We start from the raw sequence: 12,277 nt of genomic DNA on the forward strand, positions 1-12,277 counted from the left end.
GTGTTAATGCGTGCCGGCGGCAGTTACAACAAAGCGCCCCGCCGCCGTATTAGCATATACAGACAAATCATACATCGACTGCGCCGATACGGTTGGCAACACAAAGTCGCCGGCTGCGGTCACTTTTACCTGATAACGCAACTCGGTCATTTGCGGGCCGAAGCCGGCGTAATAAACCACTCTGTCTTCGCGGATATCGACATAGTCGGCACGCCAAATCCCGCTTTGACGTGGCACCGAGCTGCGCACCACCGCAAAACCGGCCGGCAGTAAATCCACTACCGCCACATTGCTGTGCCAGCTATCGGTTAAACTGCGCAGGCGCAGGCGCACGGTAAGCTCTTGTCCCTGTTTTGCCGCAGTAACCACTTTGCCTTCGGCATCCAGGTAATCGCGCACCACTTCCAACTGCTGTGCCGTGGCTTTGGCCGGCGGCGTTTTAGCAAAACCGGCTTCGCTTAACGCATAAAACAGCTGCTGTTGGCTCTCTATCAGTATTTGCTCTGCCGCTGTATTAAAAGCCGCGCGTGGTATAGCGCCGGCGTTATCGGCCGGGGTTAGTGCCGTACGCGCACCTTTGCCATCTAACTGATAAAACGCGGGTGGCGTGGTGATAGCGTCAGTTTGCAGTTGGCCATAGGCCGACAGCGCCAGTACGGTATAAGCCGAGGCAATAGTGTTGTACTGCCCTTTAAACACCGGCTGTAACAGGTTAAGAATATCTTTACCATTCAGCGCTTTGGCCTGCTCAGCAAAATGGCTGGACAGTAGATACACATATTGCGCATCCAGGCTCAGCTGTGACTGAAACGCCGGGTTAGCAAAAGGCGGTAATGGCGTGGCAATGCGCGCAAGGTAGCCGCTTTGCAGCGCTGAGGTTTTACCCAGGCGATAACCGGATAATAACCCGCGTGCCAGCTCCGGCTTTTGCAGCAACTGATAACTGGCGGCGATATAAATGGCGGCAATATCGCCCTGCCAGGCGTGTTTATGTTGTTTTTCCAGCCGCTCGTGTAACTCAACCAAATAGTTGGTCGTTACCTCACCACTGCGGGTTAACAGGTAAATAGCATTAGCACGCAAGCGCGCCTGGTATAAATTACCACCACTTTGCCGCGCTACGTTACGCAGATATTCCAGCCCCTGGCTGTAAATATAGTCCGGCACCGCCAGGCCCTGCTCGCGTGCCGCCAACAGGAAGTGCATAACATAAATACTGGGGAAATCGGCACTGCTGTAACCGCCCGGCCAAAAACTAAAGCCACCGTCGCTTTGCTGGCGCTCTGCCAGCTTCTGGATTAACACGGCAAATTTCTCGTTCAACATCGGCCACTGCGCCTGATAGCTACTTTGTTGCACTAAACCAATCCAGGGAAATACCTGCGACACCACCTGCTCGGTACAGCCGTGCGGGTATTGCGCCAGGTAATCGGTAAAGCTCTCTGCCAGCAGCAACGGGTTGGCCGAGGCAATAACATGCTGCTGGGCAAATTCGGTATACAGCGGATAACGGGTATCAAGCGTCACCGGGCCCTTGTCGGCGTAACCGGCCTGCAGGCTGGTGTGATAATGGCTGGCAGGACGAATGCTCAGGCTGATACTGCGGCTGGCTTCTTCCACCAGGTCGCCCTGCTGATAACGGGCACTGAAGCTCAGGCTGGCTTCGCCGGGTACATCGCCGGCTTTTACCCGGAAGCGGGCACTTTGTTCGCTGTTTTCGCTGATATTAAGCCGCTGCTCAGTCGCACCTGTTGCGCTGAGGCTGTCAGGCAAGGTTAATGTTACCGTCACGGCAGCATCTTTACCCGAGCCTTTTACGCCATTGGCTACCGACACACTGATATCAAACTCATCGCCGGGCGCCGCACTGGTAAGGACATCCGGCGTTAACACAAAGGGGCCGCGCACGCGTAAATCACGGCTGACCGCCGATAAGGCTTCTGCACTTACCGCAACCGCCATCAGTTTTAAATTGCCGCTAAAGCTGGCCGGCACGGTAACCTGCTGCGTCGCCAATTCACTTGAGGCTTTTACCACGCCTAACCAAAATACCCCCGGCTGTTCGGCGCGACGGGCAAAAGGATTGAGATTACTGTCTAACATCATCGCGGCCATGGCGCGGCGCTCGCTGTCACCGCCTACCCCGGCTAACTGGCGCTTAAGTGCACTGAATTCCGGCAGAATAAGATCCAGCATTTGTAAGCTGCGCACCTGCAGCGCGCGCTTTTGCAGGTAGTGCGATAACGGGTCCGGCAACTGATAACCGGCCACCTGTAAAATGCCCTCATCGACCCCGTACAGCAACAAATCGGCCGGCTGGTCGGTTTTATACCCCAGGGTAAAGGCTTTGCCCGGCCGTACTTCCTGCGGCGCCACCAGACTGATGGCCAGCTCACGCTTGCTGCGGTCAATATTAAACGGCACCACCGCATAGCTTAGCGGGCTGACAAACAGCGCATCAGACTCGCTGCCACGGACAAAACTGACATTAATATAGGCGTTACCCTCAATACCGTCCGGCAGCACTATATGCTGAATACTGCTGGTGGTGTCGGCAGTAAACCAACTGAAGGCATGCACTTTGTCGGTTTCAATGCTGATTAAACCACTGCCGGTATAAGGTGCAGTAATATTCAGCTCGATACGCTCACCGGCTTTATAATCGGCTTTATCCAACCGCACGCTAAGGGATGCATTTTTTTCCAGCATGGCGCTGATATTACCGGCGCCTATTACGCTAAACGCCACACTGCCCAGCAGTTGTTCGCCCTGCAGCAGTTGCAGCTCAAAATCACCGGCTTCAGCGGTTGGTACCTGATACGCCGTACCGCCAGCGGCAATACTGAACGGCGCTTCACTGACCACAATATCCTGCACTATGCTCTGGTACTGATAAGTGCCGTCATTTTGTTTTACCAGGCTCGATAACGGCCGCTTTTCTACCAATTTCAGCGTTAACTCATCCAGCGCTATCTGCACTAAGCTGCGGTTAACAGCAATAAACTCCAGGCTGCGGCTTTGTTGTTTTTTCAGATAACCCAGCTCACCATCGCTTTTTACCCCCACCAATGCATTTAGCGGTGATAACAGCGCACTGTGCATACTTTGCACGCTTTTCCCACCACCGCCGTCAAAGCCTTCGGTGGTCAGTACTAAGCGGTAAGTGCCGCCGCTGTATTGTGCCAACGGCAGGTTAAAGTTGGCTTTACCGTCGGCATCGGTTTGTTGCTCATCCAGGTTTTGCCGCACGCTGCTACGGTTAAGTTGGCCGTCTTTTGGTGCGATAAAGCGGTAGTCTTTATATTCGTTAAAGCTGAACGCCGCAGGGATAAGCTCAAATTTAGCGGTTACGCGGCGCTGCTGTGCCGGGGTACCGAATAAGTTATCCAATTGTACCTGCGCCACTAAATCCTGTGGCGATAACCAGCCTGCGCCCTGTTGGTTAAAACGGCTGGTTATTTTTAATGTGTCGGGCTGAAATTCTTCCACTGCAAAGCTGACCGAGCCCAAATGCCGCGCGGTATTGCCTTTGCTGTCCAGCAGGCTGATATTGGCATGGTAATTACCGGTATCGCTGTGCGCTTGAGTATCCAGGCTGAAACTGTGCATACCCAGACCGGTTAAACGGAAGTTTTGTTGCCAAAAGATACTGCCGCGCGGCCCCTGCACCTGAATTTTCAGCGGCAGTTTTTGCTCTGCCAACGATAAATCGTTATGGCGGATAATAGCCGCCAGTTGCACCTGCTCGCCCGGGCGGTAAATACCGCGGTCACTGAACATATAGGCACTTAATGCCTTGCTGCTTTGCTCATCCTGATAACGGCCACTGGTATTAAATTTGGAGTAATCTAACTGGCGGCTGTACCTGTCGTACGGAATAAAGCTGCTGTCTGTCACACCGTCACGGCTGCGGCTAACCAGATACACCACCGGCTGGCGCTCACGCACCAGGCCATTGGTTTTAGGCAGCTTAACACTGCCCTGTGCATCGGTAGTGCCGCTTTGCACCGCCACGCCGTTTTTACCGAGTAATTCTACCTTTACCCCGGCAACCGGTTTGCCATCGGCTACCGACATCACAAACACCTGCTGTGAGGTGTCGGCATTATGTTTTACCAGCAAGCCCAAATCGGTTACCAGTATTACACGCTTATCCAGCTCGCGGCCTTCGCGTTTTGGCCGTGCGGGATCAAATTCGGATAGCTGAATAAAAAATACCCCCATGCCGGCTTGAGCCAGGTAGGGCTTCAGCTCCAGTGCCAGGTAATTGGCCTGTTTGGCATGGCTGTTGGCCAGGGTAAAGGTTTTTTCATGCCGGCTGCCGATATTGCTTTCATCAAAGTTATAGTTAAAAAAGTACGGTTGGCTGATATCGCCGCCGGTTTGGCTGATAAAGTGGTTTAGCTGCTGTGGCAGCAATTTATGCAGTTTTACCCGTACCCCTTTTACCCCGCGGCTAAGCAGCTGCACGGTTTGCTCGCCACTTAGGGTTAACATGGCGCCTTCACCGACTATCCGCGCCTCTACCGGGTATTCCGGCGCCTGCACCACCGCACGGTACTCATTAGCCAAAGTAAAATCACTGGCCGACTGCAGCCCTTTGGGCACACTGACAAACAGGCTTTGCCCTGGCGGCAAATCCAGCTTAATGCTAAAGGCACTGTCATGCTGCTCTGCGGTGGGCATCAGCTCAAAACTGAGTAAATTGGCTTGCTGCAATACGCTGCTGTTTACCTCGCCGGTCGCCCAATAGTGCGAATTGCGCTGCGGGTGTTTGGGTAAGACATACAGCTTCAGCTTATTTTTCAGCTCGGCACGGTCGATACGATCGGTAAAACTCAGCAGCAGCATTTGCTCCGGCTCTTGGTCAAGCTGTTGTCCAGCGCCGCGGACAATATCAGTGCGCAGCTCTTCTACTTTTAAAAAGCTGCTTTTATCCGGCACCAACAGCTGCTGTGAGCTGTCTTGTGTGGTTTTACCATTACCGGTTTGTGCCTGTACGCCGGCTTTTAGCAGCAAGGTTAAATATTGCTCGCGCTCAGGCAAGCTAAGCGCTGCCGACTGCACATACACCTCACGGCCGGTTTTATCTGTGCTTAGCGTATACTCCAGCGCATTACCTTTGCTGCGCACATCGCCGCCGTCGGGCCGCATCGTCATCGCCAGCTGCTTTTTCAGGCTGTCGATAGCTACCGGATGGCTGAAATTTAACGTAGCCACTATTTGCCGCGTAGTTTGCTCAGTGGGGTGCTGATAAAAGCGCAGCCGGTTAATGGCCGCCGTTAGCGGCGCAGTGTCAAAACGATATTGTTGTTTTGCCAGCAAGGTACCGGCGGCAAAAATGCGTTTGTCCAGTGTCAGCTGATACGCTGTTGCCGCAGGCCAGGCCTGCTCCGGTGTAAACGTCAGGGTATTGTCATCCTGCCACAACCATTTACCGGCAATGGCGGGGCTGATACTTACACCTTCACTTAATACCTCGCCGATTAAATCCAGCCGCGCTGCCGAAAGCTGCGGCAGCGGCGCAATGCGCCCGGCCTGGTCGCTGATATCATAGCTAAACTGCAGCCGCAGCGGCGTGGGCTGCTCGACATCATCCTGATAATGCCCGACGTCCGGACTGTGTATTGTGGCTTTTACTTTCAGCGGCTTAGGTAATTGTTGATAGTAATAATAGCCAGCCACTGCCGCGCCGCTAAGCAACAGCAGCAGCGCTATACTGCCCCAAAAACCGGCCGGACGCTGCCTGGCATAGTGTTGCAGCCGCTGTAACCACAGCGGTGCGGTCCAGTTTACCGAGCCGAAAATTTTACTGAGAAATGACGCAGAGGCAGGCATAACCAATCCTTGTTATTGGGGTAGCGTTGTTCGGGTGTGTTGGCCGAGTATAAGCGGCGAAAATTAATCACTGATGAACTATAGCAGTTTGTATTTAAACTCTTAATCCCCTACGGCTAAAGAGTTGTTATATCAGCATAAAGTTATAAAGCGGCAAATACTGCAAGCGGCCGTCAAACTGTGCTGACTGATAAAGCGCAAACTCACTAACCTGCAGCGTTAACGGTGCCACCGGCTGCTGCAATGCCGCATCACACGCGGCATGCCGTGCCAGGGTAATGTGCGGCCGGTATTTATCATGAATATCGTTAAAACCCTCGGCTTTACAACACTGCGCCACCTGCTGTTGTAATTGCAACAGGGCATCAGGGATTTGTGATGGCGCCAGATAGACAATTTTCGGTTTGGCAAAACAGCCAAGATGATCCAGCTGCAACTGAAACGCCGGTGTATTTATTTGCGCAGCGTAGTTAATTAAACGCTGGCGCTGCTCGCTATCAACCTGGCCTAAGAAAAACAGCGTTAAATGCAGGTTATCGCTAGCAACGGCTTTGGCACCGGGGCATACACTCAGCGCCTGCTGCTGGTACGGCAGCAACTGCTGTTGCTGCGCCGGGGAGAATTTAAGGCTGAAAAACAGCCGCTGCATTAGCCTTTCGACCGTGGCGGACGTTTAGTACCATTGGCTTTACCACCAGCACCGCCAGAGACAGACTTATCCTTGCTGTTAAACGGCTTTTTGCCCTGCTTGTCGCCTTTTACCGGCGTTTCACTCTGGCTACGCCTGGCAATGGCTTTCGCCGCCGGGTTTAAACCGGTATGACGGCTAAGCGCCGGTTTACCGCCTTTAAGCGGCTTTTTAAACTGCTCGTCTTTACCCTCTTCCGGCACCAAACAACCTTTACTGCGGCCAATTAAGTGTTTTAAACCCAGCTTTATTAAGGCTTCGCGAATTTGTGGCCAGCCTTTGGGGTCATGATAACGCAGTATGGCTTTATGCAAACGGCGCTGGCGCTCACCCTTGGGCACGGCCACCACTTCATCATTGGCCTTGTTGATGTTTTTCAGCGAGTTCATTTCGGTATGGTAAATGGTGGTCGCATTGGCCATCGGGCTGGGGTAAAAGTTTTGCACCTGATCCAGTTTAAAATCACGCTCTTTAAGCCACAGCGCCAGGTTTATCATGTCCATGTCGGTGGTGCCCGGGTGGGCAGCAATAAAGTACGGAATTAAAAACTGCTGTTTACCGGCTTCTTTACTAAAGCGGTCGAACATTTCTTTAAACTTGTCATAAGCGCCCATGCCCGGTTTCATCATTTTCGATAAAGGGCCGCTTTCGGTATGCTCCGGCGCAATTTTTAAATAGCCACCGACATGGTGCTGCACCAGCTCGCGCACGTAATTCGGATCTTCTACCGCCAGGTCGTAACGCACACCGGACGCCACCAGTACTTTTTTAATCCCGGGTAAATTACGTGCTTCGCGGTACAGCTCTACCGTCGGGCTTTGGTCGGTATCCATATGCTCGCAAATGGTCGGGTACACGCAGCTTGGTCGCCGACACGTTTGCTCGGCTTTCGGGTTTTTGCAGTTTAAACGGTACATATTGGCCGTCGGGCCGCCTAAATCGGATATCACGCCGGTAAAACCGGGTACTTTGTCGCGAATATCCTTGATCTCCTGCATAATCGATTCTTTCGACCGGCTTTGTATAACACGGCCTTCATGCTCGGTAATAGAGCAGAACGAACAGCCGCCAAAGCAGCCGCGCATAATATTCACCGAGGTTTTAATCATCTCGTAGGCCGGAATTTTCGCCTTGCCATAACTGGGATGCGGCACACGCTGATATGGCAGGCCAAACACCAAATCCATCTCTTCGGTAGAAAGCGGAAAGGCCGGCGGGTTGACCCAAATATGCCGGTCGCCATGGCGCTGCATAATAGCGCGGGCACAACCCGGGTTCGTTTCCTGGTGCAAAATGCGTGAGGCATGGGCGTATAGCGGCTTATTTACGCTTACCTGCTCAAAGGCCGGCAGCTTCACGTAGGTTTGCTCCCACGGCTTTTGCCGTGGCGGCTGCACCAGTATCGGCTTGGCTTCCACTTCCGCCGGTTTTGTCAGGTCAATACCGGCTTTGGCAAATTCAGAATAGCTGCTGCAACCCACATCATCGGCGCCGTAAGGGTTAGGTACGGGATCAATTTTACCTACCTTGTCAATGGCGGTAGAGTCAACCCCGCGCCAGCCCGGCAATGGCTCTTTGCGAATAACCGCCGTACCACGTACATCCTGAATGTCGCTTACCGGTATGCCAGAAGCAATGCGGTGCGCTACTTCCACCAACGGGCGTTCGGCGTTACCGTAAATAAGGATATCGGCCTTGGCATCAAAAATAACCGAGCGGCGCACTTTTTCTGACCAGTAATCGTAATGCGCAATACGGCGCAAACTGGCCTCTATGCCACCGATAATTACCGGCACCTCTTTGTAAGCCTCTTTACAGCGTTGGGTGTATACGGTAACCGCGCGGTCCGGCCGCTTGCCGCCAATATCACCCGGTGTATAGGCATCATCATGGCGCAGCTTTTTATCGGCGGTGTAGCGGTTAATCATCGAGTCCATATTGCCGGCCGAGACGCCAAAAAACAGGTTTGGCTTACCCAGGCGCATAAAGTCGTCTTTGCTGTGCCAATCCGGCTGGCAAATAAGCCCCACGCGGTAGCCCTGGGCTTCTAACATGCGCCCTACTACCGCCATACCAAAGCTGGGGTGGTCAACGTAAGCATCGCCTACTACCAAAATCACATCGCAGCTGTCCCAGCCCAGTTTGTCCATCTCGGCGCGCGACATCGGTAAAAACGGCGCCGTGCCATAGCACTCGGCCCAGTATTTCGGGTAGGAGAATAAATCGCGCTCAGGCGCCATCCGTGCTACAGGGGCAGATTTGCGGGAAACGGGAGTAGCAACAGTGGACATAAATTAAGCACCAGAGTGTATCAAGGGCGCGTATTATACAAGGTGTAGTGGGGAAAGGCGAATCTACGTCATGCTTTACGAAAAGCGTGAACTTGAATTCGGTTTGTGATCAACATCATCAAAATTGTGTTCAGCTACTGAGCCCTCCAACCAACAAAATCGGCAGATATTTGTTCATCGCGACGGCGGCCAAGTGTAGAAATTATTTCTCTTTTAGAGTCCCAAATGAAAGAACCATCAGCTGAAATTTCGCATGTTTGGGCTAAAGATTCTAAAGCATACAATCCATAACCGTGATAACCAGCAACCTTAGCAACCATCGTGTCGAGAACTTCAAAGTTCTTATCAAAATCTTCTGCTCTAACTGCAAGATTTACACAATGAGCAGTTCGCACACTCGGATACATTAGTCCCTGCACCTTATTCAGTATAAAATCTTCTGCAATCGTTGCAGATACAAAATAGTCTTTTGCAATTGGATCCGAACGAAAAATTTCAGCAATTGCAGAATCTACGAATGCTTGCGCAAAAACATACGCCGGATGCATTTTTAGACTTTCTTCAACAGCCAATTCAATTTTTTCAGAGTTAATAATTGAACGGCCTGAATTAAAAATTGCTTGGTATTCCCCAATAATTACACAAGGAAACTCAATTGGAGATTTAACTCGAAGTCTTATCAGTTGAACCAAATCCCCAGCTTTTGCACCAATTTCCTCTAGTGCCAAACGACTATTCCAGCCAGCATAAAGTACTTTAGTATTCGGGAAAGACGCACGATTAAATGATGGAGAACCGTTTCTAGGGTAGATCATTTGATCAACGTTGTTGAATATTTCTCCATTTTCACATATGCGTGCTCGATACCAAATCTGATGATGTGACCTTGTTATACCAAGCAAAGAATAGGTGCTTATGAGTTGTTTAAACATCGCTCCAACTTCACTTCGGGATAGTCCCAGAGCAGAGGCCTGCTTTAGTTTCTCAACTATCTTCTTCAGCACGTCAGGATGTTGCAAGTCGTTCATAGAAAACCTTGATTAACCGGGAACTTCAAAGGAAGATCTAATTTTCACAATTGGCCTTAACCATCTAGCCGATACCCAGAACAGCTAACTAGTCTTAAACTTAAGTTACATTTACCGAAAAACTGAACTTGGTCAAGGCTTTATTTGCTGCAAAAACTAAGGGCGCAATAATGCGCCCGTACGTTGGTTTTGTGCCTGCCAAATTAATGCGCGGCCAGTTGATGGTAGAACTCGGGGTTGTCCTGAATAGTCGCCAACACTTTAGCAGCAAGGCCGGTTGGGTTGCGGCGCTTACTTTCCCAGCTTTTAATGGTATCAACACTGGTACCCAGTGCTTGGGCTAACTGCGCCTGAGTAACGGCCAAACTTTCGCGCAGGGTTTTAACATCAGCTACTTCGTAGCGGGTCACCCGGCTTGCTTCTTTTCTGCCTTGCTTAATCTCCACCGCTTCGGTCAGAGAATCCTTTAGTTCGTTAAAGATACTCATACTACACCTCACCTTTAAGTAACTTGGTTAACTGCTTTAACTCGGCTTTTTCAGCTGCGGTCAAGCTGTCTTTTTCGCTCTTGGCGTAAGCTAGCAGTAAATAGATAATCTCTGCCGTTGCCAAAAAATAGATGACTCTGGCACTACCACTTTTACCCTGCCCGCCAGTTGCCATACGCACCTTGCGTAGCCCGCCAGTACCTGTGATCAGATCGCCTTTCATCGGTTGAGCAATAAGCTGTTGCTGCAGTACCCTCAACTCGTCATCAGTAGCAATTTGCTTAATCTGCTTGGTAAACAGCGATGTTTCGATAAACTCGATGGCATGCCATGTCAAAACTTACCTCCTTGTAAGCCACCAAAGATGTACATGGTACACCTTAAAGTTCAATTATCCAATTAAATACTTATTTACCAGAAAACATAGGGCGCGATAGTGTGACTAAAGTTAGTTTGACGTGGTGATTAAGCTGCTGGCTTGACGCTGAATTGCAAGCCAAGTGCTTTGGCGACAAAGCTGGCATCACCATCACATTCAGCTATTGAGGCTTCAAGATAGGCCGCCATTTCCTCTGGTGTACGCAGGTGCTCTGCTACATCATAGTCAAACAGTTTTGTTGTCATTTAAGTTCTCAAATTTTTCACGGCTATCGAGGCAATTTTAGCCGCTGCCAACCGTAGGGCGAAAACACTAAGTCAGAGTTTTAAATCAACTCAACTTCGGCTTTAACTGCGCCGGGCAGGCAAACTGCTGTGCGTTGTCACCAAAAAAGCTGCCGCTGCGCAAGAAGTGCAGTACCTGATCTACAACCTGTTGCCATTCCGTCAGAAATAGCAGCAATAAACTACTTAACGTAGCGCGAAAACCACTGGATAAGCTCGTCTCTTGCTTCATCTTTACGGCCTATCAGATCGTGCCCACCGTCTGCAAAAATTCTCATGCTGAAAAACCGGTTGTTATTAATCAGCTGTTGGGAAAATTTCATTGCATGCATCACATTAACTTTTTCATCATCCCGGCTATGCATTAGCAATATTGGTGCTGCTGGTATCTGCTCTACCCAATTAACTGGCGAAAGGCGGTTAAATACGTCATCTGGATTATCTTTATAGCCATCAATCAAAGAAATATTGTGTTGTATGCCAGCTCTGTTGCCAGCCCACAGCCGGCTATCGGTAACACCATTTACTGTGACTATAGCGGCAATTTTTTCCGGAACCGCCTTGGCAAGTTGCCAGGAGGTTAATCCACCGCGACTAACCCCATAGACGCCCACTTTATCTGATTTAAGTACCGGAATACTTTCAATGATGTTAAATAATGCGGTGACTTCATCAATATTATCTGCGCCATATTGCTCGTCTTTACGATAATTACTGGCAATGATGGCAAAGCCTTGCTGTGCTATCGGGAATAACTCGTATGCCACATGACCAAAGACTAAACTGCCAAGGTTGCGTGTGCCGCCCCGGTTATAAATGATAACTGGGATGTTCTGCGTTTGTTTGAGGCTTTTTTTGGGAGCGATTAAAACACCGTGTATGTCTTGCCCGTTCACTTCGTAGGTTAAAAACCGACAATCCAGGTTCTGTTTTGCCGCATCAAAACTTGTGCGCTGAAACGTCTTTGAAAAATTACTTTCGAAGTCTTCCCATGCTTTAGCAATATTCTCAACGCCTTGCCGCTTAAACTGCGCTTCTTTTCGAGCACGGAGAAAATCCAGCCAGGAGTCGTATGAAGAAAACTCCGCGCTAAAGCAGTTATATTGGTGTTTTACACTTTTGACGTCCAGTAAGGCTGACTCAAGCGGCGCGGCGTATCCTTTAAAACAGATGAGCGCCGCTGAAAACACCAGCGTTAACATCAGAAAACCAGTGTTCATCGTTACCTCCATATATTAGCAAAAGTGCAGTATTCGTTTTTACTGCCAACTTATCACTAAG

At 50.5% G+C, this 12,277-nt stretch carries 8 protein-coding genes and 1 pseudogene; all 9 read right to left on the reverse strand.

Going from position 1 to position 12,277, the window contains the following annotated elements:
- Nucleotides 1-3: 3 nt before the first annotated feature.
- Nucleotides 4-5,838 (reverse strand): alpha-2-macroglobulin family protein, encoded by a 5,835-nt coding sequence (locus EYB30_RS15775; RefSeq protein ID WP_166839954.1) that lies wholly within the window; start codon nt 5,836-5,838, stop codon nt 4-6.
- Between the two features lie 127 nt (nt 5,839-5,965).
- Nucleotides 5,966-6,487, reverse strand: coding sequence for an RNA 2',3'-cyclic phosphodiesterase (gene thpR / locus EYB30_RS15780; protein WP_166839957.1), 522 nt, complete (start codon nt 6,485-6,487; stop codon nt 5,966-5,968).
- Nucleotides 6,487-8,766: a YgiQ family radical SAM protein gene (locus tag EYB30_RS15785; protein ID WP_166840172.1), complete on the reverse strand. Its 2,280-nt coding sequence runs from the start codon at nt 8,764-8,766 to the stop codon at nt 6,487-6,489. Before EYB30_RS15785 ends, thpR begins: the two co-directional genes overlap by 1 nt.
- 185 nt (nt 8,767-8,951) lie before the next feature.
- Entirely contained in the window at nt 8,952-9,845 is an 894-nt protein-coding gene (locus EYB30_RS15790; protein ID WP_166839958.1) for an RES family NAD+ phosphorylase, read from the reverse strand.
- A gap of 203 nt (nt 9,846-10,048) precedes the next feature.
- Nucleotides 10,049-10,333, reverse strand: a complete 285-nt coding sequence (gene nadS, locus EYB30_RS15795) for a NadS family protein (protein ID WP_166839960.1) — start codon at nt 10,331-10,333, stop codon at nt 10,049-10,051.
- A gap of 1 nt (nt 10,334) precedes the next feature.
- Nucleotides 10,335-10,670 (reverse strand): type II toxin-antitoxin system RelE/ParE family toxin, encoded by a 336-nt coding sequence (locus tag EYB30_RS15800; protein ID WP_166839962.1) that lies wholly within the window; start codon nt 10,668-10,670, stop codon nt 10,335-10,337.
- Between the two features lie 158 nt (nt 10,671-10,828).
- Nucleotides 10,829-10,957 (reverse strand): annotated as a pseudogene (locus tag EYB30_RS15805) (helix-turn-helix domain-containing transcriptional regulator); the annotation flags it as partial.
- An 85-nt stretch (nt 10,958-11,042) separates the two neighbouring features.
- Nucleotides 11,043-11,228, reverse strand: a complete 186-nt coding sequence (locus tag EYB30_RS15810) for a hypothetical protein (RefSeq protein ID WP_166839966.1) — start codon at nt 11,226-11,228, stop codon at nt 11,043-11,045.
- On the reverse strand, nt 11,179-12,216 hold the full coding sequence (locus EYB30_RS15815) for an alpha/beta hydrolase family protein (protein ID WP_166839968.1): 1,038 nt from the start codon (nt 12,214-12,216) through the stop codon (nt 11,179-11,181). The genes EYB30_RS15810 and EYB30_RS15815 overlap by 50 nt, the downstream gene beginning before the upstream one ends.
- Nucleotides 12,217-12,277: the final 61 nt, after the last annotated feature.

The sequence above is a fragment of the Rheinheimera pleomorphica genome, assembly GCF_011634895.1.
Taxonomy (GTDB): Bacteria; Pseudomonadota; Gammaproteobacteria; order Enterobacterales; family Alteromonadaceae; genus Alishewanella; species Alishewanella pleomorphica.